The organism is Vibrio cincinnatiensis DSM 19608 (assembly GCF_900167345.1).
Classification (GTDB): Bacteria; Pseudomonadota; Gammaproteobacteria; order Enterobacterales; family Vibrionaceae; genus Vibrio; species Vibrio cincinnatiensis.
The window spans coordinates 179144-205598 of record NZ_FUXB01000001.1 but is presented as its reverse complement, the minus strand read 5'-3'; the positions used below and the strand labels follow the sequence as shown (position 1 = coordinate 205598).

22 protein-coding genes are annotated in these 26455 nt (G+C 42.5%); 9 read left to right on the top strand and 13 right to left on the bottom strand.

All coding sequences use genetic code 11. The features are described 5' to 3' along the window. Positions 1–73 precede the first annotated feature (73 nt). The 4 genes from B5D54_RS00960 to topA form a co-directional block, all read right to left on the bottom strand. The gene (locus B5D54_RS00960) at positions 74–889 is read right to left on the bottom strand and encodes an alpha/beta fold hydrolase (protein ID WP_078924602.1); all 816 of its coding nucleotides are present in this window, start codon (positions 887–889) and stop codon (positions 74–76) included. A gap of 156 nt (positions 890–1045) precedes the next feature. Then, complete coding sequence (glgA, locus tag B5D54_RS00955; RefSeq protein ID WP_078924716.1) at positions 1046–2500, bottom strand: glycogen synthase GlgA; 1455 nt, start codon at positions 2498–2500, stop codon at positions 1046–1048. A gap of 1 nt (position 2501) precedes the next feature. Then, positions 2502–3755, bottom strand: a complete 1254-nt coding sequence (gene glgC, locus B5D54_RS00950) for a glucose-1-phosphate adenylyltransferase (RefSeq protein WP_269117563.1) — start codon at positions 3753–3755, stop codon at positions 2502–2504. Positions 3756–4192: 437 nt separating this feature from the next. Next, positions 4193–6823 (bottom strand): type I DNA topoisomerase, encoded by a 2631-nt coding sequence (gene topA, locus B5D54_RS00945; protein ID WP_078924600.1) that lies wholly within the window; start codon positions 6821–6823, stop codon positions 4193–4195. Positions 6824–7157: 334 nt separating this feature from the next. On the opposite strand from topA, the gene B5D54_RS00940 reads away from it, so the two are divergent. Beyond that, the gene (locus tag B5D54_RS00940) at positions 7158–7406 is read left to right on the top strand and encodes a YciN family protein (RefSeq protein ID WP_078924599.1); all 249 of its coding nucleotides are present in this window, start codon (positions 7158–7160) and stop codon (positions 7404–7406) included. Between the two features lie 36 nt (positions 7407–7442). Here the strand turns inward: B5D54_RS00940 and aroA are convergent, their stop codons facing one another. After that, positions 7443–8723, bottom strand: coding sequence for a 3-phosphoshikimate 1-carboxyvinyltransferase (aroA, locus tag B5D54_RS00935; protein WP_078924598.1), 1281 nt, complete (start codon positions 8721–8723; stop codon positions 7443–7445). Between the two features lie 142 nt (positions 8724–8865). Continuing rightward, positions 8866–9321, bottom strand: coding sequence for an outer membrane lipoprotein (locus B5D54_RS00930; protein WP_078924597.1), 456 nt, complete (start codon positions 9319–9321; stop codon positions 8866–8868). A 32-nt stretch (positions 9322–9353) separates the two neighbouring features. On the opposite strand from B5D54_RS00930, the gene aat reads away from it, so the two are divergent. From aat to infA, 3 genes are all read left to right on the top strand, one after another. After that, positions 9354–10088, top strand: coding sequence for a leucyl/phenylalanyl-tRNA--protein transferase (gene aat / locus B5D54_RS00925; protein WP_078924596.1), 735 nt, complete (start codon positions 9354–9356; stop codon positions 10086–10088). Then, positions 10085–10783, top strand: coding sequence for an arginyltransferase (locus B5D54_RS00920; RefSeq protein WP_078924595.1), 699 nt, complete (start codon positions 10085–10087; stop codon positions 10781–10783). The genes aat and B5D54_RS00920 overlap by 4 nt, the downstream gene beginning before the upstream one ends. Positions 10784–10866: 83 nt before the next feature. Beyond that, entirely contained in the window at positions 10867–11085 is a 219-nt protein-coding gene (infA, locus tag B5D54_RS00915) for a translation initiation factor IF-1 (protein WP_001040192.1), read from the top strand. A gap of 138 nt (positions 11086–11223) precedes the next feature. Here the strand turns inward: infA and clpA are convergent, their stop codons facing one another. After that, positions 11224–13491 (bottom strand): ATP-dependent Clp protease ATP-binding subunit ClpA, encoded by a 2268-nt coding sequence (clpA, locus tag B5D54_RS00910; RefSeq protein ID WP_078924594.1) that lies wholly within the window; start codon positions 13489–13491, stop codon positions 11224–11226. A gap of 38 nt (positions 13492–13529) precedes the next feature. Further along, the gene (gene clpS / locus B5D54_RS00905) at positions 13530–13850 is read right to left on the bottom strand and encodes an ATP-dependent Clp protease adapter ClpS (RefSeq protein WP_078924593.1); all 321 of its coding nucleotides are present in this window, start codon (positions 13848–13850) and stop codon (positions 13530–13532) included. A gap of 523 nt (positions 13851–14373) precedes the next feature. On the opposite strand from clpS, the gene cspD reads away from it, so the two are divergent. Beyond that, the gene (cspD, locus tag B5D54_RS00900; RefSeq protein WP_078924592.1) at positions 14374–14595 is read left to right on the top strand and encodes a cold shock domain-containing protein CspD; all 222 of its coding nucleotides are present in this window, start codon (positions 14374–14376) and stop codon (positions 14593–14595) included. Positions 14596–14802: 207 nt separating this feature from the next. Here cspD and pgsA read toward each other — a convergent pair whose 3' ends face one another. Genes pgsA through uvrY form a run of 3 tightly spaced genes read right to left on the bottom strand, consistent with a single transcriptional unit; the run spans position 14803 to position 17880 of the window. Continuing rightward, entirely contained in the window at positions 14803–15360 is a 558-nt protein-coding gene (gene pgsA, locus B5D54_RS00895; protein WP_078924591.1) for a CDP-diacylglycerol--glycerol-3-phosphate 3-phosphatidyltransferase, read from the bottom strand. A 46-nt stretch (positions 15361–15406) separates the two neighbouring features. Continuing rightward, entirely contained in the window at positions 15407–17236 is a 1830-nt protein-coding gene (uvrC, locus tag B5D54_RS00890; RefSeq protein ID WP_078924590.1) for an excinuclease ABC subunit UvrC, read from the bottom strand. Continuing rightward, entirely contained in the window at positions 17236–17880 is a 645-nt protein-coding gene (gene uvrY / locus B5D54_RS00885) for a UvrY/SirA/GacA family response regulator transcription factor (RefSeq protein ID WP_078924589.1), read from the bottom strand. The genes uvrC and uvrY overlap by 1 nt, the downstream gene beginning before the upstream one ends. Between uvrY and B5D54_RS17415 the strand changes: the two genes are divergently transcribed. From B5D54_RS17415 to B5D54_RS00870, 4 genes are all read left to right on the top strand, one after another. After that, a complete protein-coding gene (locus tag B5D54_RS17415; protein ID WP_267490083.1) occupies positions 17873–17998 on the top strand; it encodes a hypothetical protein in 126 nt (41 codons plus the stop codon). The genes uvrY and B5D54_RS17415 overlap by 8 nt on opposite strands. Positions 17999–18319: 321 nt before the next feature. Further along, complete coding sequence (locus B5D54_RS00880) at positions 18320–18802, top strand: DUF3015 domain-containing protein (RefSeq protein ID WP_078924588.1); 483 nt, start codon at positions 18320–18322, stop codon at positions 18800–18802. A 185-nt stretch (positions 18803–18987) separates the two neighbouring features. Beyond that, a complete protein-coding gene (locus B5D54_RS00875) occupies positions 18988–20796 on the top strand; it encodes an Lnb N-terminal periplasmic domain-containing protein (protein ID WP_254847070.1) in 1809 nt (602 codons plus the stop codon). A gap of 124 nt (positions 20797–20920) precedes the next feature. Next, positions 20921–23284, top strand: coding sequence for a DNA polymerase II (locus B5D54_RS00870; RefSeq protein ID WP_078924586.1), 2364 nt, complete (start codon positions 20921–20923; stop codon positions 23282–23284). Here B5D54_RS00870 and B5D54_RS00865 read toward each other — a convergent pair. Then, positions 23281–25320 (bottom strand): EAL domain-containing protein, encoded by a 2040-nt coding sequence (locus B5D54_RS00865; RefSeq protein WP_078924585.1) that lies wholly within the window; start codon positions 25318–25320, stop codon positions 23281–23283. The two genes, B5D54_RS00870 and B5D54_RS00865, sit on opposite strands and share 4 nt — an antisense overlap. A 309-nt stretch (positions 25321–25629) precedes the next feature. Continuing rightward, positions 25630–26397, bottom strand: a complete 768-nt coding sequence (locus B5D54_RS00860) for a nucleotidyltransferase domain-containing protein (RefSeq protein ID WP_078924584.1) — start codon at positions 26395–26397, stop codon at positions 25630–25632. Positions 26398–26455: the final 58 nt, after the last annotated feature.

The following is a 26455-nucleotide window of genomic DNA, read 5'->3' as shown; positions in this document are numbered from 1 at the left end:
CCAGTCAGCAGAGACGCTGGCTGGTTTTATTTCTCGCATCATTTTACGTGATCATCAGAAAACGATTACACCATCAACGATCTAAACCATACTCATGGCTTTGCTGGTGGATAAAATCAATCGAAACCTGATTAAACACACGTGGCTGTTCAATATTACACACATGACCACAATCAGGAATTTCCACTAATTGGCTTTGTCGATGTGCTGCTACCATCTCTTTGACCGGATGCAAGAACATATAATCGCCCGCCCCCATCACATATAAAGTTGGGATCGGTAATTCTCGCTCTTTGAAGTATCTCATTAATGGATTCACATCCGCCGTCAAAGTAAACCAACGTTTAAACTCTTGCTGGCAGAGCTTCTGAGCTTCTCTGACGAAAAGGTGACGAGATTCTTTCTGGCTTGGTTGCGGCATAACAATGTAAGCAAACAACCGATAAAGCCACATATAAGGGATAATATGTTTACTAAGGTGACCCAGTGTCACCAAAACTTGTGAGCGAATATTAAGCCGAGTAACCGCCCCCCCTAATACCATACTCCTCACTCGCTCTACCGCGAGTTCAGCAATGTTTCTGACAATAATGGTTCCAAGCGACATTCCGACAAAATGTGCAGAAGGGATCTTGAGATGATCGAGGACACACAAAACATCCTGTGTTACAGATTTAAACGTATAACGCTGTGTGAAGAGATCTTTAAGCAATTGATGTGATTTACCATGCCCACGCAAATCCACCAAGAGCAAATTAAAATGCTGTTTGTAGTCTTTAATCTGCTTAAACCAAATAGAAGAACTTCCCCCAGCACCATGAATAAACACCACCCACTCTTTACTCGTGGGGTGCGGATACACTTTATGAAACAACAAACATTGAGGCATGGATACCACATCAACTCAAATTGATTTTGGTGAAAAGACTAACATATTTACTCAAGAGAATTTTAGAGGAGTTGTAAAAAACCGTGTAAACGCCTGTAGATTTGATTAATGAGAAAGGAAATAGAGCGCACAAGGCGCTCTCTGGGTATCCGTCAATCAATAGAAGATGGCTGCTCGATACATTTTTAAGTATTCCTGCGCTGAGTCATGCCAGCTAAAGTCTTTATTCATCGCTCTTAACTGAACCGCTAGCATTTCATCTGGGTTTTGCAGATAAAAAAGCAGAGCCCTTTGCATCGTGATGAGTAAGGCGGCTGGCGTTGGATCCTGAAAACCAAACCCTGTCGCTTGCTGAGGGTACTTATCATAGTCTTGAACGGTGTCTTTCAGCCCACCGACCTCTCGAATGATAGGTAGAGTTCCATAAGCCATACTGTATATTTGATTTAACCCGCAAGCTTCAAATTCTGACGGCATAATGAAGAAGTCTGAACCCGCTTCAACCAAGTGAGCAAGACGATTGCTATAAGCTTCAACAAAAGCAAACTTATCTGGATACATAGCAGCAATCTTATGCAGCTTTTCAGCGATTTGAGGCTCACCAGTACCCACGATAACCAGTTGCACCTCATTTCGCAGAAACGGCTCTAGAATGGGCAGTAAGTAGTGAAACCCCTTTTGATGCGTTAATCGACATACCATCCCGAACATGGGAATCTCAGATTGTGGTAATGCCAGTTCCTGCTGAAGGGCTTGCTTACTGCTTGCTTTCCCCGCTTTCAAAGACTCCGTTTCTGCACTATAGGTTTGTGGTATATAACGATCCGTCGCGGGACTCCACTCTGAATAATCACAACCATTGACAATCCCGTGCAGATCTCGCGCTCGACGAACAAAGTCATCGACCAAACCGTGTGATCCTAAGGGTGTTAAAAGCTCCGAAGCGTAATTCGGGCTAACTGCATTAATTTTATCAGCAAAAGCGATCCCTGCTCTTAAGGTACTGACATGATCATAGCCATACTGTAAAAACTCCATCCCTGATAAATTTAACTCAGGAATAATTTCCAACTGATGGTAAGAAAAAATACCTTTAAAAATGGCGTTATGAATGGTTAAGACTGTTTTCATTCCATTGTAATAATGATCATCGCGGTAACGCGTTTTCAATAAGAAAGGAACCAGCGCAGTATGCCAATCATTCGCATGGATAATATCAGGTTTAATCGATAACTTAGGTAAGACATCTAAACAAGCCGCAGAGAAAAAACCAAACCGCTCACCATTATCTGGATAAGCATGATTTTGCTCAGCATACAACTCTGCGCGGTCAAAATAGGCGTCACAATCAATCAAATAGACAGGGACGCCATCTAATTCACTCTGACGCACTTGGTAACGGGTATGAGGCCAATGCAGCAACTCTGTTTCAAGAATAACGGGTAAATCTTGCTTTCCAGCAATGGTACGGTAACCGGGTAGCACAATCGCTACCTGATGACCAAGATCCATCAAGGCTTTGGGTAGTGCCTTAGCTACATCCGCCAAGCCACCACTTTTCACTAACCCTTCCGCTTCTGAAACAACAAACCAAACGTTCATTTTTTCAATGTTAGAATCCAACTTTTGTTCCTTTCGCTATCACAACGATTCCTTCATCAGAGACATGGAACCGCTGTCTATCAAGTTCTAAATCTTCACCGATAATGGTGCCTGGGGCAATCTCCACATGTTTATCGATGATAGTGCGTTTAATGGTACACCCAGCACCAATTTTTGTATCACCTAAAATTACGGATTCATGAATAAAAGAGCCAGGACCAATATTCGTTCTAAAACCGAGAACCGATTTATAAATCGTTGAGCCCTGAACATAGCTTCCTCCGGAAATTAAGCTATCGGTAATTTCCACTTTTTTGTCATCCATATCCACAAACGTTGCAGGCGGCAATGGTGGATAATAGGTGTGTAACGGCCAACTACGGTTATATAAAGAGAATGGGGCATCTTTTTGCAATAAATCCATATGAGCGGACCAATAAGACTCAATGGTACCCACATCACGCCAATAGGTTTCCCCTTTTTCACCCTTTATGGTATTGGTTGAGAAGTCATACACATACACTTCTCCACTAGGAAACATTTTGGGGATGATGTCTTTTCCAAAGTCATGACTCGATTGCTCATTCACCGCATCTTCGCGCAATTCTTTGCAAAGCGTATCTGTCTCGAAAATATAGTTACCCATCGAGACCAGAGCCCACTCAGGATCCCCGGGGATTGACTTTGGCTGCTTAGGCTTTTCTTCAAAACCAATCATCTTGCCGTTAACATCCACTTCAATAACACCAAACTGTGACGCTTGAGAAAGTGGCATACGCAGTGCAGAAACGGTTAACTTCGCCCCGACTCGACGGTGAAAATCAAGCATCTGCCGAATATCCATTTTATAGATATGATCGGAACCGAAAATACAAACATCATCGGCTTCAGAAATTTCCACAAAGCGTAAGTTCTGATAGATGGCGTCAGCAGTACCTTCATACCATCGTTTTCCATCTCGCATTTGGGCGGGAATAGAATCGATAAACCGGTCTCGGATACTGGAAACATTCCACCCTTTCTTCATATGTAAATAGAGTGATTGAGATTTAAATTGTGTTAATACATAAATCCGCATCAAATCAGCATTAACAAAGTTATTAAGTGCAAAATCTATCAATCGATAGCTTCCACCAAACGGAACGGCAGGTTTTGTACGGGATTCTGTTAATGGCATCAGACGAGAGCCTTCACCACCAGCTAAAATCATTCCTAATACACCACTCATATTCTTCTCCATTAGTTTCCATTGGTCTGTCGTCATGTCAAATTGGGGGGGAATGACGACGCTTTCCTTAGTTACTTATTGCACTCCGTCAACCGAAGCCAAAGCAAGCATAAAATGCAATCAGTTGTCTATTACTCTATCGAATTTATGTAGGAATACAAATGTCGAATGCGTATTCTGTGCTGGAAGTAGAGACGAGATGTTGAACTCCTAACCTTGCTCACAGAATAAGAGCGTCTTAACACATAAAACCTAACATTTATTTCACGGTTTCGATCCCAAAATCAAAAAATCCACCATATAAATAATCATAAAACGTGACGTCTAACATAGATAAATTAAATAAAATTGACGAAAAGAAATAAAATAAAGCCATTAAATACAGGGAAAGAATAGATCAGTTTTTATCATTCATACCCTAAAAACGAATAAAGGCAGTCAAATGACTGCCTTTATCGTAATACACGGCTTTACTACTTCGTTTTCTTACGCTTGTCCGTAATGTCCCAACGTCCTTCTTGATAAAGAGCCGTCCAACCGGATGGCTTACCATCGATTTCGGTTCGAACATAGTGCTCTTTACTTTTCCGGCTGAAACGAACAACCGCAAGGAGCCCATCAGGATCAGCGGTGGGAGCCGTAGCTAAATATTGATATTTCTCCGGCAAACGATCTTTAAAGCGCACAAGTTCTTCGACTAATGGTGCACGCGTTTCTCGTGATTTTGGAAAATTACTCGCAGCAAAGAAAAGGCCTGAAGCACCATCACGTAATACAAAATAAGCATCCGAATTTTCACAAGGTAGTTCAGGAAAATGAACAGGATCTTCCTTTGGTGGAGCCACTTCACCACTTTTAAGGATCTTACGCGTGTTTTTACAGTTATCATTGGTACAGTCCATATACTTACCAAATCGCCCTGTTTTCAGCACCATATCGGCCCCACATTTGTCACATTCAACAACGGGACCATCGTAACCTTTGACCTTAAATTCCCCTTCTTCCACGATATAACCTTCGCAGTTCGGGTTGTTACCACAAACATGCAACTTACGTTTACCATCGATAAGGTAAGCATCCATCGCTGTTTCGCAGATAGGGCAACGTTTCTTTGCACGCAGCGCAGCTGTTTCGACATCTTCTTCAAGTACGTTAATAATACCCTCTTCATCACCTAAATTGATGGTGGTTTTACAACGTTCTTTGGGTGGTAACGCGTATCCCGAACAACCTAGGAAGACACCGGTAGAGGCCGTTCTTATCCCCATCGGGCGAGAACAGGTTGGGCAAAGAATATTGGTCATAACGATGTGGTTGGGTTTCATTCCACCCACCTCTTCATCTTGTTCCGCTTGCTCTAGATCGCCGCTAAAATCAGCAAAAAAAGCATCCAATACTTTTTTCCAATTTGCACCGCCTTCTGCAATTTGATCGAGTTTCTCTTCCATTCGAGCGGTAAAGTCATAGTTCATCAAATCTGCAAAACTACCATCGAGGCGGTCGGTGACAATTTCGCCCATTTTCTCGGCATAAAAACGGCGCTGATCCACTTTAACGTAACCTCTATCTTGAATGGTCGAAATGATCGAAGCATACGTTGAAGGCCGGCCAATGCCCCGCTTTTCTAACTCTTTTACCAAGGCCGCTTCAGTATAACGTGCTGGCGGTTTAGTAAAGTGCTGTTTGGGATCTAACTTTTCAAGAGACAATCTATCACCCACTTTTACTGCCGGTAAGATTTGGTCTTCATTTTTACCCAATGGACGTTGTACCCGAGTCCAACCATCAAATTTAAGAATTCGCCCTTTGGCCTTCAAGGTAAACTCCGCAGCTTTCACGCTGATTGTGGTTGAGTCATATTGAGCGGGGGTCATTTGACAGGCAACAAATTGATTCCAAATTAGGGAGTACAATTTATGCGCATCTGCTTCCATACCTTCCAAATCATCAGTTTTTACTGCCACATTGGATGGACGAATCGCTTCGTGTGCTTCTTGAGCCCCTTCTTTACTGCCGTAAACGTTGGGTTTTCCTGGCAGATAAGCGTCGCCAAATTCGCTCGTAATATACTGACGAACCGCATCAACCGCTTCTGAACTCAAGTTCGTTGAGTCGGTACGCATATAGGTAATATAACCCGCTTCATACAGGCGTTGTGCCAGTATCATCGTCTTTTTCACGCCGTAACCAAGACGGGTACTGGCGGCTTGTTGCAAGGTTGAGGTAATAAATGGTGCAGAAGGTTTACTGCTGGTTGGCTTATCTTCTCGCTTGCATACTTCATAAGCCGCTTTCTGTAAAATAGACAGTGCCGCCATGGCTTCGGCTTCATTTGAAGGCTTGAAAGCTACGCCATCTTTTTGTGCCACCAATAAGCGAAAATCATCTTGAGACTGCGTTTTTGTCTCAGCATGAATATCCCAAAATTCTTCCGGCACAAACGCTTTAATTTCTCGTTCACGTTCAACAAGCAATTTAACCGCAACAGACTGAACACGTCCGGCAGACAACCCTCGCGCAACTTTTTTCCAAAGTAGCGGAGACACCATAAAGCCTACCACACGGTCCATAAATCGACGGGCTTGTTGCGCATTCACCCCGTCCATGTTCAGCTCACCAGGTTGTTGGAAGGCTTGCTGAATGGCATTTTTGGTAATTTCGTTAAAGACGACTCGTTTGTATCGCTTCTCATCGCCACCGATGATCTCACGAAGGTGCCAAGCGATGGCTTCTCCCTCGCGGTCCAAGTCGGTTGCGAGATAAACGCAGTCGGCGTCTTTGGCGAGTTTTTGCAGTTCGCTCACCACTTTTTCTTTACCGGGAAGAATTTGGTAATTAGCTTCCCAGCCATGAAAAGGGTCAACTCCCATTTTCTTTATTAGGGCGCTACGCTCTTTCTCTTTTTTTAAGCGTTCTTTTTCTTCTACAGTCAGTTGTTTATTCGCTGTAGATGGAGCCTTCTTTTTCGCTGTACCAGTTTGACCAGCAGTAGGCAGATCGCGTACATGACCGACACTAGACTTTACGATAAAGTCTTTACCAAGGTACTTATTGATGGTTTTTGCCTTGGCTGGTGACTCCACTATAACAAGTGATTTACCCATAATTGACTCAAATGCCCTTAATCACGATGCGAATAATAAATCGCATGATGTTCTAAAATATTGCTTCTTTTTTTACTATCGAGCCAGACAAGCAGAAGATCAACTTGTTTTTATAAAAAAGCGCTTATTTGCTCGACAAATCGACGATATAACTTTCTTAGTGCGAAAACCGCACATACTAATGAGAGTCTTGCTGGGATGCGACCATAAAGAAAGGAAACATGGGACAAATCACAAAATCGCATGATAACTGAATCTTAGTTTTCCTGTTTTCGATCATGGTTTTTACGTGTCACAATCATACACTGTGCATCAAACAGAGTAGGGATAAAGCATGAACGAGAAACAACCTATTAGTGAATTCGATTTACTGCTGATTGCCAATCAGCTTATTCAAGATCACGAACAATATATTGAAGGGATGCGAGCTGATAACGTGGAAGAAAAAGAAGGGGTGTTCGTTTTTAAAGGGCCTTATTTTCTAAATGATGAAGGGCTACCCACCGAGAAAACGACCGCCGTATTTAATATGTTTAAGTATTTAGCTCACCAACTTTCTAAAGAATTTTCACTACAAAAATAATAAAAGCCTCACACGAGGCTTTTACTTTCCATTCAATTAATGGCTGAGCTCTGCAAATTTTTCAAAATAATCTGGGAAGGTTTTCGATGTGCATTTCGGATCATTAATCGTCACAGGAGTATTACTCAATGCAACCAATGAGAAACACATCGCCATGCGATGATCATCATAGGTATCAATCGCAGCATGGCTCAATACCGTAGGTGGCGTGATAATAATGTAATCTTCGCCTTCCTCAACGGTTGCCCCAACCTTACGCAACTCGGTCGCCATCGCCGTTAAACGATCCGTTTCTTTCACTCGCCAATTATAAACATTACGAATTGCTGTCGTGCCTTTCGCAAACAAGGCCGTTGTTGCGATTGTCATCGCCGCATCGGGAATAGCGTTGAAATCTAGATCAACGGCGGTAAGATCTCTTCTGCGAGCAATCACATAATCATCCCCCCATTCAATCTCAGCGCCCATTTTTTCTAAGGCGTCAGCAAAATGAATATCCCCTTGGATACTATGTTTACCAATGCCCGTGACTTTAACCTCACCGCCTTTAATCGCAGCTGCAGCTAAGAAATAAGACGCCGAAGAAGCATCCCCCTCAACTAAAAAATGTCCGGGAGAGACATAAGATTGACCAGCAGGAATCACAAATTGTTGGTAATCATGATTGATCACTTGGACACCAAATTGCTGCATGATATGTAACGTAATATCAATATAGGGTTTAGAAACCAACTCCCCCTCAATATTGATGATCACTTCCCCATCAGCTAAAGGCGCAGACATCAAAAATGCCGTCAAGAACTGGCTAGAGATAGAACCATCAATAGAAACTTGCCCAGCTTTTAAACCCGTACCACGAATACGAAGTGGCGGATACTGTTCATTTTCCAAGTAATCAATCTGAGCCCCTGCTTGACGCAAAGCATTAACTAAATGACCAATCGGACGTTCCTTCATTCTGGGTTCACCCGTCAAGGTAAACTCCCCCTGCCCCAGACAAAGCGCAGCCGCTAACGGGCGCATTGCCGTTCCAGCATTGCCTAAAAAAAGTTCTAGTGGTTGTGATTGTTCAAAGGGTTTTCCTAACCCGTCCACTTCACATTCTGTTTTATCTTCTGAAAGGCGGTAAACGACACCTAATTGCTTTAATGCATTCAGCATATGCCGAATGTCGTCACTATCAAGCAAGTTAGTCAACCGAGTGGTGCCGCTGGCTAGTGCAGCTAAAAGAAGCGCTCGATTCGAAACGCTTTTTGAACCGGGAAGGTTCACTTCACCATGAATTTTTGCAATGGGTTGTAACGTCAGGCTTTCCATTAAAATTGTGTTTCCTTGCACTGCGACTATGCCTATTTTATCTAGCGCAGTAAAAATTTTTCGTACATGCAGACTACCCAAAATAACCTAAAATCGCTAGTGTTAATCAGCCTTTCCAAAGAAAATAGCCTTCTCTTTTTGGCTACCTTTCTTTATCAACGCGCACTCCATCATCAAAGTATAAAATCCGCACTCGATCCCCAGGATGAAATAACATTCGACTATCGACATCTTGAATTACATCGATAAGATCGCCTTTTGAGGTACGAATTAAGATTTCAACCAAGGTATATTCGGCATGAAACGTTTGTTTTCCTTGCTGGTAGGCAATATTGGCGCCAGCTAAAGCTCCAACCGTGGTTGCAACCTGTTTACCTCTTCCGTCACCAAACTGGTGTCCTACCAATCCCCCAACAACGGCACCAAGTAGCGTTTCCCACCCTTTTGCTTTTGACTGAATGATTTCTTGTTGAGAAATATAACGAACGGTTTCCACCTGACCAAAAACGACATCATTAACAGGCCGAGCTTGGTTTCGTTGATAAGCGGCATTGGCAAATAGTGGAAAAATCAATAAGATCCAAATCCATGTTCTCATTTTGTACTCCTATTCAAATAAGTGGGTGAGCAATGACAATTTACCTTACCGAGTTGGCGGCGGACAGCTTTACCTTTCCCTCCCCTGATTCAGCACTCAGCCATCCGAATGGTTTGCTTGCCTATGGGGGTGATTTACAACCAAGGCGTATTTTGTCTGCTTATCACAAGGGTATTTTCCCTTGGTATGGACCAGGAGAGCCCATTCTCTGGTGGAGCCCTTCTCCTCGAGCAGTCTTTAATCCTAAGACATTTAAACCCGCCAAAAGTGTGAAAAAATTTCAAAAAAAACACCACTATCACATTAGCCTAAACCGTGCGACAAGCCGTGTTATCGAGTTATGTGCTGCTGTACGCCCAGCCGAAGAAACGTGGTTAAACCATGAAATGCGTAACGCTTATCAATGCTTGGCAGAACAAGGAGCTTGCCATTCCGTTGAGGTCTGGGAACATGAGAAATTAGTCGGTGGTCTTTATGGTATTGAGGTCGGACAACTTTTTTGTGGAGAGTCCATGTTTAGCCTCACGACCAATAGTTCTAAAATTGCACTCTGGGCCTTTTGCCAGCATTTTTCTCGCCACCAAGGTCAATTAATTGATTGCCAAGTTATGAATCCCCATCTGCAATCATTAGGGGCAACAGAATTACCACGGAGCCAGTTTATGCAATCATTGCTAACCTTAAGAGAGGAATCTGTCTCTGAATCTTGTTTTCAGCCACAGTGGTTACCTTGTCCATTCGTGGATTCATCAGAGGAGAGAGTATGAGTCCAGAATTACAACAAATTCGAGTCGGCCTTACCGATAATCATCCATGCAGCTATCTACCGGAACGTATGGAACGTGTTGCTGTCACACTGGATCCTGCGCTGAAAAATAGCAAACATTATGAACAGCTTCTTGAAAATGGCTTTCGCCGTAGTGGGGATATCATCTATCGACCTTATTGTGATCATTGCTCGGCTTGCCAAGCATTACGTGTTTCTGTCCCTGATTTTTCCCCTTCAAAAAGCCAGAAAAGGTGGCTAAACAAAGCTCAAACCATTCAATGGCAATTGAAACCAACCATGGATGAAAATTGGTTCCCCCTCTACGCTCGTTATATTGAAGCTCGTCATAAAGAAGGGAGCATGTATCCACCTCGCAAAGATGAATTTGATAAGTTTGCACGTTCAAACTGGTTGGAAACACAGTACTTACATCTTTATGTCTGCAACCGCCTTGTTGCTATTGCCATTACCGATATCTTACCTCACAGCGCCAGCGCTTTTTATACCTTCTTTGACCCAGATAGCCCACTTTCCTTAGGCACCTTAGCGGTGCTCATCCAGCTTGAATTATGCAAACGCATGGAGAAACAATGGCTTTATTTAGGCTATCAAATTGATGAATGCCCTGCTATGAATTACAAAGTACGCTTTCAGCCAAATCAAAAGCTAGTCAAACAGCGTTGGCAAGGGTAGAATACGCCCCAACTTTACATATTGTTTTTTTAACGGCAGAATGCGCCGTTGATTATTTTCGCCAAATTTCTAAAGAGGATTAAATGGCTAAAGAAGACGTAATTGAGATGCAAGGTACTGTCCTTGATACTCTTCCAAACACAATGTTCCGTGTTGAGCTAGAAAATGGTCACGTAGTGACAGCTCACATCTCTGGTAAAATGCGTAAAAACTACATTCGTATTCTTACTGGTGACAAAGTTACTGTAGAGATGACTCCATACGATCTATCTAAAGGTCGCATCGTCTTCCGCGCTCGTTAATCTCTGATTGTCGAATGCAACAAAAACGGAGCGGTAAGCTCCGTTTTTGTTGCATAAGAGTATGGCTTAACAGCCAATAACTTAGACAAAAAAAGCGCACCTATTACTTGTGCGCTTTTTATTATCGTTAACAGAAACTTAGTTCACGACTTCTTCTCGAGAGCCTAAGTATTTAAAGGTTAATTGATCATCGCTAAGGTCTACTTTGACGGTTCCACCATCCACCAATGAACCAAATAATAACTCATTTGCCAGTGGTTTTTTCAATTTATCCTGAATAACTCGCCCCATAGGACGAGCTCCCATGTCTCGGTCATACCCTTTGATTGCAAGCCAATGTCTTGCATCTTCAGAGACTTCAAGTGAAACCCCTCGTGCATCCAATTGAACTTGCAGTTCAACAATGAATTTATCGACCACTTGATGAATAACCCGCTCATCTAAGCTATTAAACCAGATAATATGATCTAATCGGTTACGAAATTCTGGTGTGAAGACTTTTTTAATTTCTGCCATCGCATCGTGACTATGATCTTGTTGAATCATACCGATGGATTGTTTCACGGTTTCCGCCACACCTGCGTTTGTCGTCATGACTAGGATAACATTCCGAAAATCCGCTTTACGTCCATTATTATCGGTTAATGTGCCGTTATCCATAACTTGTAGCAGTAAGTTAAAGACATCTGGATGCGCTTTTTCAATTTCATCCAACAATACCACCGCATGAGGGTGCTTAATCACGGCATCCGTTAATAAACCACCTTGGTCATAACCGACATAGCCAGGAGGAGCGCCTATCAAGCGGCTAACCGAGTGACGTTCACCGTATTCAGACATATCAAAGCGAAGCAGTTCAATACCCAACAGCTTCGATAGCTGTACAGTCACTTCCGTTTTCCCCACCCCTGTCGGACCCGCAAACAAGAATGAACCAACAGGACGATTATCGGAACCCAGCCCCGCTCGAGTCAGTTTGATCGACTCGCTCAACACTTCTATCGCTTGATCTTGACCAAATACCAACATTTTCATCTTCTTATCAAGATTTTTCAAAATGTCTTTATCGGATGAAGAGACAGATTTTTCAGGAATTCGCGCCATTTTAGCGACCATAGCTTCAATTTCTGCAACCCCAACGGTTTTCTTGCGTCGGCTGGCAGGCATTAAACGTACTCTAGCCCCCGCTTCATCAATAACATCGATGGCTTTGTCTGGCAAATGACGCTCATTAATGTACTTCGCCGACAGTTCTACCGCAGCTCGTAGCGCTTTGTTGGTATAGCGAACATCATGGTGAGCTTCATACTTGGGCTTTAAGCCCATTAAGATCTTCGTGGTATCGTCTAATGAAGGTTCTAAAACATCAATTTTTTGGAAGCGACGCGATAAAGCTCGCTCTTTCTCAAAGATAGTACTGTACTCTTGATAAGTTGTTGAACCAATACAACGTAATTTGCCACTACTCAATAATGGCTTAATCAGATTCGCTGCGTCTACTTGCCCACCGGAGGCCGCACCCGCGCCGATAATGGTATGAATTTCATCAATAAAAAGAATCGCATCTTGTTCTTTTTCTAATTGCTTTAGGATCGTTTTAAACCGTTTTTCAAAATCCCCACGATATTTCGTACCCGCCAATAAGGAGCCAATATCGAGCGAATATATGACACTATTTTGGATCACTTCCGGTACTTGCCCTTCAACAATTCGCCAAGCAAGTCCTTCAGCAATCGCCGTTTTACCGACCCCTGCCTCCCCCACTAAAAGAGGGTTGTTTTTACGCCTACGACACAAGACTTGGATCGTGCGTTCAAGTTCCTTATCTCGACCGATTAAGGGGTCAATTTGCCCTTGTTTAGCAAGTTGGTTAAGGTTATTTGCAAAACTTTCTAATCGTTCATCCGTATTCGATTCCTCAACATTTCCAGAACCAAAAGAATCGGAAGCGGGATCTTCGCTTGCACCCGAAGTTTTGGTAATCCCATGGGAAATATAATTAACAATATCCAGTCGGCTAATATCGTTTTTCTTCAATAAATACGCCGCATGGGACTCTTGCTCACTAAAAATAGCAACCAGAACATTGGCCCCCGTCACTTCATTGCGCCCAGACGACTGCACATGAAATACCGCTCGTTGTAACACTCGCTGAAAACTGAGTGTCGGCTGTGTCTCTCGTGTTTCATCGTTAGCTGGAATAAGCGGCGTCGTTTGATCAATAAACAGATCAAGCTCTTGACGTAGTGCATTGATATCGGCTTGACAGGCTAATAATGCGTCCTTCGCTGCATCATTTTCCAACAATGCAAGTAGGAGGTGCTCGACGGTCATAAATTCATGTCTTTTGTCTCGCGCTCGAGCGAACGCGCCATTTAGACTCGACTCTAGTTCTTTATTAAGCATAAGGCCTCCTTAAGGAACAACCACATTGCGTTACAAGCCTAAGCTTGTTCCATAGTACACAAAAGCGGATGCTCATTTTCCCTTGAGTACATGGTCACTTGCGCTACCTTTGTTTCTGCAACTTCTGCAGTAAATGTGCCACAAATGGCTTTTCCTTCATAATGCACCCTGAGCATAACTTGTGTTGCTCTTTCAATATCCATTGAGAAAAAACGTTCAAGGATTTCAATCACAAAGTCCATCGGGGTGTAGTCATCATTATTGAGTACTACGTGATACATTGCCGGGGGTCTTACCTCGGTCTTTTTTTGCTCCAGTAGATCTGAGCCTGGAGCCACCCATTCAAAGTTTTTACTCATGCCGACCGTATATCAGAGTGTTTCTCAAATTATCACACATTGTCATCCCATCCATCAGCGTCTTCTATACACTTAACTTGCTGTCTGTTCAGGTGAAAAACAACCCTTACTTAGAGACTAATCCAGCAATGGTAACGCTGCAAATAAAACATTGCTATTCCTCTTTGATTCCTTGTGCAAGCGTTCAAAAAACCAGCAGAATATGCAAACAAACTCACAATATGCATTGCTATTTGCAAATCCAATTGCATTTATCCTCACTATTTAGATCAATCCACCGCTATTTTTTAATAAAACGAAGCCAACCGATTCATCTCGATAAAGTGACTTGCTTATAAAAGTCGCTATCTTTATACCTTTATCCTATTGACTGTGGGCTATCATTGACTACATTGGTCAATTAGTGACTTAATATTTGGTATCACCTGAATAAGATTCACACTAAGAACCCTTGTTCATGGACTACAAGAACGAAGGTTTCTGTAAACAACATCAGTAACAAAATGCATGAGGGATGTATAGCATGGCTACAGGTACAGTAAAATGGTTCAACAATGCTAAAGGGTTCGGTTTCATTTGCTCAGAAGGTGGAAATGATGACATTTTTGCTCATTACTCAACCATTCAGATGGATGGCTATCGTACACTGAAAGCTGGTCAACAAGTTGCTTATGAAGTTGAACAAGGCCCAAAGGGATTTCATGCCAGTAGCGTTGTTCCCATTGAAGGGCAGCAAACCAAATAAATTTGCAGCCACAGGGAACGCTGTCGTAGGCTTAGTGCGGGAAAAGAAATGCCGCCCCCCAGATTACGACCCAAACAGATACCATAGAAACAAGCCAGTCATTGACTGGCTTGTTTTCTTTTACTCTTTTCTTACTCCAGAACAAATAAAAAACCCCAACATGATGTTGGGGTTACAGTATTGTCGTCGCATTGAATGAATTAGGTGTTAGTGATGCTCTTCATTTAATAGATCACCTTTAGCCGCCGCTAAATATTGCATCATTGACCAATAGGTAAGGATCGTTGCAATGTAGATTGCGATATACCCCATCCATACCATCCAGTCGTCATAACGCCAAATGAGTACCCATAGCGCAAACATCTGCGTTAAGGTTTTCACTTTTCCAATCCAAGACACCGCGACGCTGGCTCGTTTGCCAATTTCAGCCATCCATTCACGTAAGGCCGAAATGATAATTTCACGGCCAATCATGGTGACCGCAGGGATGGTGATCCAAATAGAGTGATAATGTTCGGTGATAAGGATCAATGCTGTCGCCACTAAGACTTTATCTGCAACGGGATCAATAAAGGCTCCAAACCGAGAAGTTTGACCAAGCTTTCTGGCTAACATCCCATCTAGCCAATCCGTAAATCCAGCGACCCAAAAGATCATTGCAGCGGCAAATGGGGCCCAACTGTATGGTAGGTAAAATGCGACGACAAATACCGGAATGAGGAAAAGTCGTAATAAAGACAAGATATTAGGGATGTTAAAACGCATATTTTTAGGCTCTTATTAGTTGCGCCTTTATGGTGCGGCATTTTTGCTATTGTTTCAATGCTTGGTATATGTTTTCTGCCAAAGAATGACTAATACCAGGCACTTTGGCGATTTCTTCGACAGTTGCTCGTTTCAGTTCTTGCAGACCGCCCATATATTTTAATAACGCCTGTCGGCGTTTAGGACCAATACCTTCAATCCCTTCTAGTGAACTGGTTCGACGAGTTTTCCCGCGTTTAGCACGATGCCCTGCAATGGCATGATTATGACTTTCATCTCGAATATGTTGAATCAAGTGCAATGCTGGTGCATCACTAGGCAGATTAAATTCTTTACCCGTTGTTGTGATCAGCGTCTCTAATCCAGGTTTCCGAGTTACGCCCTTCGCAATACCAATAAGAATCGGGCGTTTAGGCCAGTCTTGCCAACATTGACGAAGGATCTCATGCGCACGGTTGAGCTGCCCTTTACCCCCATCAATAAAAATGATATCAGGTATTCTATCAATATCGAGCTGTTTAGCATAACGCCTTTCGAGAGCCTGCCCCATGGCGGCATAGTCATCCCCTCCGGTAATTCCAGTGATATTGTAGCGCCGATATTCTGCTTTCACAGGGCCGTCTTGATTAAAGACAACGCAAGATGCAACCGTACTTTCCCCCATGGTATGAGAAATATCAAAGCATTCCATGCGCATGATGTGGTCTAATCCAATAATACTCTGAAGCGCTTTAAATCGCTGGCTAATGGTCATTTTGTGATTAACTTTTGCCGTCATGGCACTCAGTGCGTTGGTATTAGAGAGCTTTAAATATCGGCCACGAACTCCTGAAGGGTTAACATGGAAAGTGACTTTACGCCCAGCTAACTGAGTTAATGCAGCCTGCAACGGTAAAGGATCACTCAATAATCCATCATTGAGAATAATCCGGTTAGGAAGGGTTCGAGCTTCATTATGACTGAGATAATACTGGCTTAAAAAGCTTTCAAAGACTTCTTGCTGATCGGTATGATGCGGCACTTTAGGAAAGTGGCTACGACTCCCTAAGATTTTTCCTTGGCGAATCATTAAAATATGAATACAGGCAAGCCCTTTTTCTTCAGAAAAGCCGAGGACATCCATATCTTCCATCGAATCATCAGAAACATATTGCTGCTCCTGAACTCGACGAATAGCTTGAATTTGATCTCGATATTTTGCCGCGTCTTCAAAGCGCAGAGCCATACTGGCCTGTTCCATCTTCTCAACCAGCACTTCTAATACTTGGTTATCTTTCCCTTGCAAAAATAGGCGCACATAGTTAACCAGCTCAGCATACTCTATATCTGAAATAATTTGAGTAACACAAGGGGCTGCACATCGACCAATTTGGTACATTAAACACGGTCTAACACGATTGCGATATACCGTATCTTCACACTGACGCACCGGAAAAATCTTTTGTATTAAATGCAGTGTCTCACGTACCGCCCCAGAGTCGGGGTAAGGGCCAAAATACTCCCCTTTACGCTTTTTCGAGCCGCGATGCAAAGATAGTCGAGGGTGTTTATGAGCACTGATAAAAATATAAGGATAAGATTTATCATCACGCAATAATACATTGTATTTGGGTAAATACTGCTTAATGTAATTATGTTCAAGGATAAGCGCTTCTGTTTCAGTATGAGTAACCGTTACATCAATTTTATGGATATGGCTGACTAACGCTCGTGTTTTTTCACGATCAACTTTACTGCGAAAGTAGCTGGATAGACGCTTTTTGAGATCTTTTGCTTTACCAACATAAATCACTTCAGCATCGGCGTTATACATACGATAAACACCGGGCTGATTGGTTACTGTTTTTAAAAAGGCGAGAGAATCAAAATCAGGCACTACAACTTCTCGGTGTCGAGCATCCCGTGTCGAATCGCTAAATGTGTTAGCTCTACATCACCGCTGATGTCCAATTTGGCAAAAAGACGATAACGATAACTATTGACTGTTTTAGGACTCAAATTTAATTGTTCTGAGATTTCCGTTACCTTCTGCCCTTTAGTAATCATCATCATGATTTGAAGCTCACGCTCAGACAGGCCGGCAAATGGGTTTTCAGAGGCTGGTGAAAATTGGCTTAATGCCATTTGCTGGGCTATTTCCGGAGAGATATACCGCTGGCCACTATTGACGATACGAATCGCATTCACCATTTCATCTGGCGCTGCCCCTTTGGTTAAATAACCAGCGGCACCAGCTTGCATGACTTTGGTTGGAAACGGGTTTTCAGTGTGAATCGTCAGTACGATAATTCTCACATCTGGATTCAGACGTAAAATTTTCTTGGTTGCTTCTAAGCCACCAATACCGGGCATATTCATATCCATTAATACGACATCAGTATGGTTACTACGGCACCATTTTACTGCATCTTCACCGCTATCAGCTTCCCCTACTACGTTCATTCCACGGACGTCTTCAATAATACGTCGTATCCCTGTGCGAACCAGCTCGTGATCATCTACAAGGAAAACATTGATCAAACTTGTATCTCCACACTTATCTATTCGCTCTGTTGCCTTATTAACGGGCAACAGCATGGCTGCTTATTCTAACCTAAATGGCCAGACTGCTGCCAATGAATATGTGCCTAAACATTAATTTTGGCAAGAATTTCTTTAATAATCTGCCGGATTCGGTACGCAATTATAAAAAAGAAATGACCTTTGCTGATCCATTTATAACGCCATCAATGCCCCTCAGACACATTTACAACGGAACCAATGCAACAAAATCAGCAAAAAAAGTGAATGAAATCACTATTTCTAGTTGAAAATGCAGTTGATTTCATATATTTATAGCCGCGTTCAATAGATGTGAATGCCTCCTTTTTAGCGGTTTTCTGTAATTAATGACAAAAAGCAAATAAGACAGGACGCTTCATGGGTATTGACGCAAAAATGATAATGATAAGGGAAACTTATGAAAAAATTACTTGCAGTGGCCGCTCTAGCGGTACTTCCTCTTTCCAACGCGGCTATGGCAGACTCAGACATTGGTTGTGGTCTGGGTACAATGATCTTTGATGGTCAGCAAGGTAAAGTGTTTAAAGTTCTTGGCGCAACAACCAACGGTACTTCTGGTAACCAAACGTTTGGTATCACTTTTGGTACTCTAGGTTGTGATGGCACTGGCACCATTAACTCTGCACAAAAACTAGCACTGTTTATTGATGGTAACCTAGACAACCTAGCTCGTGATATCGCACGTGGTGAAGGTGAAACTCTAGCAACACTTTCTGAAGTTTGGGGTATTCAAGACGCAGATAAAGCAACGTTTAACCAAATGGCAAAAGAAAACTTTGCACAGGTTTTCCAGTCTGAAAATGTTACTTCACAAGAAGTATTTACTAATCTAAATACTCTAGTTGCACAAGATCAAACTCTATCTGCTTACACAATCTAAGTTGATTGCGCACGAGCTCCCCGACGTTAATCAGGCCAGCTCCGTATTCAAGAAACTTTCTAAGTGCCCGTTAAGGGCACTTTTTATTGGTCAGAACAACCTAACATAATAACGTTATTGGCATGAGATTTCCTTTTATATATCGTCGCACTTTACTCTCTCTCTGTTTCCTGACAAACGGGCTGATGTTCAGTACTAACGTATTGGCACACTCAAACTTGGATACGGTCTCCCTCGCTCAGCATCCATATTGGTTAAAGCTTGGGCATTATTTGCCTTCTTATCTGTCAGGGTATCGCAGCACCGTTGACTCCAGTGAATTTTTTCTAGCCCCCAATGGTAAGATCTCTCCTGAGGCGGAATTACAAGCCACACTAAGCCTGCTTTATCATGAAGATGCCACCGTGGCGAATCAAACACGTTGTACTTATCCAGCCCGATACCGTTGGATTGAATCTCAACGGGGTAATGTAGAGGTAAACCTTGACTGCCCAGAATTAGATAATTGGAAAACGGTACTTGACCCAGCAGGAATGACCTTAATCTTCCCGACAGCGTTTATGAATAACCCTTCATCCATGTTTGGTCATACTTTGCTGCGAATTGATGCCAAAGATCAAACTCGCCATAAAGAATTGGTCGCCTTTGCCATTAACTTTGCCGCCGAGCCTGAAGGTAACGACAATGCTGCGCTGTATGCCATTAAAGGTTTGTTTGGTGCTTATCCAGGGCGATTTACCGTCATGCCCTATTACCGTAAAGTTCGGGAATATAACGATATTGAATCCCGTGATATTTGGGAATATCCGCTCAATTTAACCGAGCAAGAAGTAGAACGAGTCCTTCTACATTTATGGGAAATGCAACAGGCCGAGTTCGATTACTACTTCTTAGATGAAAATTGCTCTTATCAATTACTGGCTTTATTAGAATTGGCTCGTGATGATCTCCAGTTAGTGAAAGATTTTCCACTGCAAGCCATTCCTTCAGATACTGTCGGCGCTTTAGCAAAACGAGGACTCATTTCGACACCTCGCTATCGAGAATCTTTTGGAACTCGGTTATTGCATCAGTCAAAACAAGTGTCTCCTGATATTTTTTCCGCGGCGCAGCAAGCTAAACAAGGAGACTTCCCCCCCCTTGATCAGTTCACGACCGAAGAGTTGGCCGCCATTTATGAATTTGCCTATGAGTGGCTCAATTTTGAACTTTACGATCAAGGTTTAGAGCGAGATCTGACCGCCAAACGACTAACACAACTATTGTATCTACGCAGTCAATTAAACACTCCGTCTCCCTTTACTCCCGTTCCCACGCCGAGCGTGTCACCGGAACAAGGACATGGTTCCGCACGGTTAGGGCTCAGCGGACAATATTGGCGACAGACTCCCTCAACAATCAATCTCGAGTGGCGAGCGGCTTATCACGACTTATTAGACTCTCAAGAAGGGTTTATCCCAGGAGCTCAAATTAGCTTTTTAGATTTGCAACTGAGCCATGATGAGCATCAAACCAGCCGCTTAGAAAGGCTGTATTTATTAGATGCGATGACCGTTGCTCCTAACCAAAGTGTGTTTTCTAGTTTGGCTTGGAACCTACGCCTCGGGTTTGATCGTCAACCGAATGATAATCAACGTGAAGGGCGTTGGTTTGTGCAAGGTGGTTATGGACAAGCATGGGGAGAAACACAAGGGATTCATTCTTACGCGCTCCTTTCTGCCGCTATTAACCACGGAGAATTGACCGAGCATCAAGTCAACTATGGCATAGGCGTTGAAGCTGGGCTACTCTGGCAAGTTGCAGATAAACACCGCGTGGGTTTGCAAGGACAATATTTATCACTATTGAATAGTGATGCGGATCATCATAGCCAAATCAACTTAAGCTGGAACTGGAGCTTAGATCGCCACTGGGCGATACGCAGTGAAGTTCGCTATCAACATTGGCAGCAAGAAGAAATGGGCGGCAAACTCACCGGCTATTTTTATTATTAATACGACCTTTCCTCTCTATAAAGTCGCTGTTCATCGTCTTTAGTCGGTGAGCAGCGACTTGCTCTTATCCAAGCTTAACGGTAGGCTGCGTGAAAAATACAGCAATGAAAACAGGTAAATCAACGTGATCCTTGAATCTGGTTTTGTCCTTACTCGCCAAGCAAGAGATATGGATGGTCGAAGCCAAATAGAGTTATGGCTCTCCACTGATAAAGGGCCAACTCAACTCATCATTGAAGGGGAAAAGCCTGTTTTCTTTATTGCACAAGATGACATTGCCCGCTGCCAATCTCTGTCTCAGCATCACCCCTTTAAACTCGATATTCGCCGATTACCTCTTAAAGACTTTTCTTTGCAGCCACAAGCGGCTTGTTATTGCGCCAATTTGCGTCATGCATTACAACTTAAACAAGCTTTAAATCAAGCAGGAATCACGACATTAGAAGCCGATATCAAGCTTGCCGACCGCTACTTAATGGAGCGTTTTATAAAAGGCAGCTTAGAATTTACGGGGGATGTTATCGCTTACCCTCATCATCGACAAATACGCAATGCCAAATGTCGTCAAGCCGACTATCTCCCAACACTTAAAGTGGTGTCCCTTGATATTGAGTGTTCAGAAAAAGGTCTGCTCTACTCCATTGGATTAGCGAGCCCTATGGATAATCGTGTCTTGATGACAGGAGAAACTCAACCCGCAGAAACAACGATCCAGTGGGTTAAAGATGAACCCGCGTTATTAGTCGCACTGATGGAGTGGTTCCAACGTTTTGACCCAGACATCATCATTGGCTGGAACGTCATTGATTTTGATTTTCGCTTACTCCATAAACGAGCCGAATGGCACAAGATAAAACTCAAATTAGGAAGAGGCCATCAAGCCAGTTTTTTTCGCTCAGCTCCTGAAACCCATCAAGGCTTTATCACCATACCAGGCCGTGTGGTCTTAGACGGTATCGACACCCTGAAAACCGCCACCTATCAATTTCGCTCTTGGTCATTAGAAGCCGTTTCTCGTGAGTTATTAAGCGAAGGGAAAACCATCGATAACCCACATGATCGCATGGATGAAATTAATCGGATGTACCGTGAAAACAAACCTCAGTTCGCACAATACAACCTACAAGACTGCCTATTAGTGAACCGCATTTTCGAACACACCCACTTACTCGAATTTGCCATTCAGCGCTCAAGGCTAACAGGCTTAGAGCTGGATCGCATCGGTGGTTCGGTGGCCGCCTTTACCAACCTTTACTTACCTCAATTACACCGAGCCGGATACGTTGCCCCTAACCTACATTCCGAAGATTGGGTTGCCAGCCCTGGAGGGTATGTGATGGATTCCATACCCGGATTGTACGACTCCGTTTTAGTCTTTGATTTTAAAAGCCTGTACCCCTCTATCATTCGCTCGTTCTTAATTGACCCATTAGGGCTAATTGAAGGTTTGGCACTCGATGTTGGGGCACAGCCACATCAAGCAGTTGCAGGGTTTCGAGGTGGACAATTCCATCGTCAACACCACTTTTTACCCAGCATGATTGAAGCGCTCTGGACCGCACGTGATAAAGCCAAGCAGAACCATGACCAAGCTTTTTCTCAAGCGATAAAAATTATCATGAATTCTTTTTATGGTGTTTTAGGGTCTTCAGGATGCCGATTCTTTGATACTCGCTTAGCTTCAAGTATTACGATGCGTGGCCATGAGATCATGAAACAAACCAAACAGCTGATTGAACAAAAAGGCTATCAAGTCATTTATGGGGATACCGATTCAATTTTTGTTTCATTAGGAAGTGCGTGTGAACATCATGAAGCAAATATCATCGGCCAAACCTTAGTGGCAGAAATAAATCAGTGGTGGAAAGCCCATTTGCAACAAACATACGCCCTCGATTCATTTTTAGAGCTTGAGTATGAAACCCACTACCGTCAATTTTTAATGCCCACGATCCGCGGTTCAGAAACGGGCTCAAAAAAACGCTATGCCGGACTACTCGGTGAGCCTGGAAATGAGCGCATGGTCTTTAAAGGTTTAGAAAGTGCCAGAACCGATTGGACACCACTGGCACAACGCTTTCAGTCAGAATTGTATTGGCGAATTTTTCATTCCCAACCTGTTGAAGAGTATATCCGAACCATCGTTGAACACACGCTTGCGGGCAAATTTGATGGCGAACTTATCTATCAAAAACGGTTACGAAGAAAGCTAGATGAATATCAAAAAAACGTACCACCACAAGTTCGAGCAGCACGCCTTGCTGATGACATCAATACTAGGTTAGGACGTGCATTACAGTATCAAAATAAAGGGCGTATTGAATACGCAATCACACTCAACGGCCCAGAGCCTAAAGAGTATTTAACCAGCCCAATCGATTATCAACACTATATTGATAAACAGCTCAAACCCGTTGCCGATGCCATTTTGCCGTTTATTGGCCTCCAGTTCGAACAAATCATTGCCGCACAGTTAGGGCTTTTTTAGCCCGCTAAGGAAAAGATGCCTTGGCGCAACATCACATAGTCAATAAAGTCTTGCTCAATTAAAGGTTTGCTGTAATACCAGCCTTGTACCGCAACTTGTTTATACTGTGATACAAAATTCAGCTGTTCTTGTGTTTCAACCCCTTCGACGATCACATCCATCGCTAACTCATTTGCTACCGCATAAATACCAGAAAAGACTTTACGCCCTTTCTCTGTATCCAGCGCTTGTACAAAAGAGCGATCAATTTTAATCGTATCAATATCAAACAAATTGAGATAACTCATTGATGAATAACCTGTACCAAAATCATCGATATGAATATGGCACCCGAGTTGATGTAACCGTTCAAAAACACCTGCTAGTTTTGTTTTATCCTGTAGCAAGGAGCTTTCTGTTACCTCAAAATCCATATATTGGCTCACAGGCTCAATGAGACGAATAATTTGCGCCATGCTGTTATCATCCATCAAGGTATGTACCGTAATATTGACGCTGGTACGCACATTGATCCCTAAGGCTTCTCTTTTTTTCAAATCCTTCGCCACACGGCGCACAACCCAAAGATCAATATCTTTCATTAAATTTGCTTTTTCCAACCATGGAAGAAAAGCATTGGGATAGAGGATCTCTCCCGTGTCATTTTTTGCCCGTAGTAAAGACTCACATCCGATCACTTTCCCATTTATCTGGCTGATTTGTGGTTGATATTGCACAAAAAATTCGGTTCTACCAATAACCTGGATTTTACGTTCAACTTCCGCCAGCTCTTTCTCTTTTTGACGAGAGATAAGCACACTATCATTATTCACAGATTTTGCTTCTTCAAGGCATCGAATATAAGTGGTATCTAAAGAACGCAAATAGAAAATATTTTCCTGCTTATTCAAATAACGAACGGCGGGAAAGTAAATCGAACATGAAATCAACAGCAACATAACTTGCAAGATAACCGCATGCCAATCACCACCGGATGCAAGCCAAGAGTTCAAGAAAACTGGCGTATAGGGGTAAACATTGGATAAACCAGGGTCGATAAACCCGACATCCACCGCTAAAAGAGCCAACACAACATTTACGATGGGCGCAACGATAAAAGGACGTAAAAATCGAAAATTTAAAATAATTGGCAAACCAAACAGAAGTAATTCATTCACATTGATCATGCTGGTGAATAAACTAGATAGCGCTAACAATCGAACACTTTTATGTTTAGAAAAGAGTAACAGAACAATCGCTAGTGCCAACGTCGAACCACTACCACCAATGAAAACAAAACTTCTTAAGAAATTAGTACTTAATGGCAACAATTCAGGGGTTTCGTTTAAAGCTTGAATAAACACCCCCATGACATGATGAGCATGAATACCCAAAAACCAAAAGAAAGAATTTAAAAATGAGAAAACTACACCAAAGGCATACGAGTTATTGGGTGAAATATAGTTAAATATAAATTCATTGAGTGGTAAATTGGCTAAATAACGTAGAAAAAATACGCTAGCATGAATAACAATAATGGCTGTTGCTAAACCTGGGATGATAATCTGAAAAGATTCTTTAACGATAATACTTTCATTTTTCTTATTTGAGAAAAGTCGAAAAAATAAAAAGATTAACGGCACAGAAGCAAATGGCATGACAATCGCAAAAAAAGACTGATACACAGGCAGTGCCATTCCAATATTAGCCACTTCAGAAGCAATGGCCAAATAAAGGGTACACAACAAAATGATAGCGGAGCGAGGAAGAGAGTAACGAATCGCTAACATATAAGAGATGGAAGCCGTAATTAAATAGGGCAAGGTTCGCACAACAACATCATCTAAAGAGTGCAATTTTTCAGCAAGCCAATGCCCTTGCCCATAATGAAGTTCGACGGCTACCGCAACAAACTGCGCTAGCGCTGCCACCATCACACAAGGAATAAGCCAGACCATGCTTTCTCGAAAAATAGATAAAAGCGCAGAGCTACGCGTCATACATTCATCAAAATAGTCTTTTAACGAGAGCGGTACCGAGGTTGTATTGATCTTCATTTTAATTACGAATTGAGACCTTCATGGTTTGAGTACTGAAAACCAAATATCTATCATTGATTGAATTGGGAGGGAAACATTCACTCAATATCTACTGATAGTCTATTTATTAATCCAGCGACTAGAATTTTGTTATTCTCCACCTTTCATATCATGATGTCATGTAGGTCAATTCTGATAATATTTTCCTTGTTCACTCTCTTGAAAAATCATAGCTTGACTATGCTGCTAATCAATGAGAATAGTGAAAATTGCTTAACTGAATAAAATAGATTGATTTAAACGTATTTAAGAAGGTAATACATGGATTTATCCGATTCTAAATTCAGTCTTCTGATACTGCTTAATCAACCAAGGCCCAAAACTGTCAAGCAACCCAATCACGGAGCGTTTAGGTATCACTTTCCCTGAGAGTAAAATAGTTAATCTTTCAATTTCTTTTTGTTTTTCAGGAAAATAACGTAAGAAATGGGTCCCACAAGTTTTAGGATCATCAAACCAATTTTTATCTTGAGGCATCACCAAAGAATAGCTGGCTCGTAATAATTTTTTCGCTATGATTTGCTGAGCACTCCCCTGCTCTTGCGCAGTATTTGCTTTAGCAATTTTATCGCGGTAAAAATGCAGCCAATCTTCCACATCCATGTTCCAATGCTTTGCTATTTCCCAACTGGTTTCATAATCGCCAAAACACTCCGCTAAGTTATCACCATAGACGCAAACACTACAATGGCGAAGCATAAAGCCCCACGAGAAAAGACTGTCTAAACTCGCCACTTGTGAAACCAGAGCCGTTTTTACAGAAACATCCGTAATGAATGGAAAACGTTTTTGAAAACGCCATCGGATAGTATTGAGCAAAGTTGTCCGATTTTGTTCAATCGATTCATACGTCACCACAATAACATCAAGGTTCGAGGCATTAGGCTGCGCCGTTTTACGAGCAACGCTGCCATAAAGGTAAACACTGTGTAGCTGTTTTCCTAATCCAGCCCGCAAATAATTGACCAACTCGTTAATCGCAGGTTGATACTGAAGTTGAAATGGCTGATTAGGATCAATAGGCGACAAAGTCATGCCAAAGAACCGCTCCTTATAGAAATCGTCGCCTCATGTTCTCCCAAGCGTTAGTTGG

Excerpts from the sequence above, each read along its gene's own strand:
- B5D54_RS00960 (WP_078924602.1), bottom strand. The coding sequence starts at position 889 with ATGCCTCAATGTTTGTTGTTTCATAAAGTGTATCCGCACCCCACGAGT.
- glgC (WP_269117563.1), bottom strand. The coding sequence starts at position 3,755 with ATGACGACAGACCAATGGAAACTAATGGAGAAGAATATGAGTGGTGTA.
- topA (WP_078924600.1), bottom strand. The coding sequence starts at position 6,823 with ATGGGTAAATCACTTGTTATAGTGGAGTCACCAGCCAAGGCAAAAACC.
- B5D54_RS00940 (WP_078924599.1), top strand. The coding sequence starts at position 7,158 with ATGAACGAGAAACAACCTATTAGTGAATTCGATTTACTGCTGATTGCC.
- aroA (WP_078924598.1), bottom strand. The coding sequence starts at position 8,723 with ATGGAAAGCCTGACGTTACAACCCATTGCAAAAATTCATGGTGAAGTG.
- B5D54_RS00930 (WP_078924597.1), bottom strand. The coding sequence starts at position 9,321 with ATGAGAACATGGATTTGGATCTTATTGATTTTTCCACTATTTGCCAAT.
- aat (WP_078924596.1), top strand. The coding sequence starts at position 9,354 with ATGACAATTTACCTTACCGAGTTGGCGGCGGACAGCTTTACCTTTCCC.
- B5D54_RS00920 (WP_078924595.1), top strand. The coding sequence starts at position 10,085 with ATGAGTCCAGAATTACAACAAATTCGAGTCGGCCTTACCGATAATCAT.
- infA (WP_001040192.1), top strand. The coding sequence starts at position 10,867 with ATGGCTAAAGAAGACGTAATTGAGATGCAAGGTACTGTCCTTGATACT.
- clpA (WP_078924594.1), bottom strand. The coding sequence starts at position 13,491 with ATGCTTAATAAAGAACTAGAGTCGAGTCTAAATGGCGCGTTCGCTCGA.
- clpS (WP_078924593.1), bottom strand. The coding sequence starts at position 13,850 with ATGAGTAAAAACTTTGAATGGGTGGCTCCAGGCTCAGATCTACTGGAG.
- cspD (WP_078924592.1), top strand. The coding sequence starts at position 14,374 with ATGGCTACAGGTACAGTAAAATGGTTCAACAATGCTAAAGGGTTCGGT.
- pgsA (WP_078924591.1), bottom strand. The coding sequence starts at position 15,360 with ATGCGTTTTAACATCCCTAATATCTTGTCTTTATTACGACTTTTCCTC.
- B5D54_RS00880 (WP_078924588.1), top strand. The coding sequence starts at position 18,320 with ATGAAAAAATTACTTGCAGTGGCCGCTCTAGCGGTACTTCCTCTTTCC.
- B5D54_RS00875 (WP_254847070.1), top strand. The coding sequence starts at position 18,988 with ATGTTCAGTACTAACGTATTGGCACACTCAAACTTGGATACGGTCTCC.
- B5D54_RS00865 (WP_078924585.1), bottom strand. The coding sequence starts at position 25,320 with ATGAAGATCAATACAACCTCGGTACCGCTCTCGTTAAAAGACTATTTT.
- B5D54_RS00860 (WP_078924584.1), bottom strand. The coding sequence starts at position 26,397 with ATGACTTTGTCGCCTATTGATCCTAATCAGCCATTTCAACTTCAGTAT.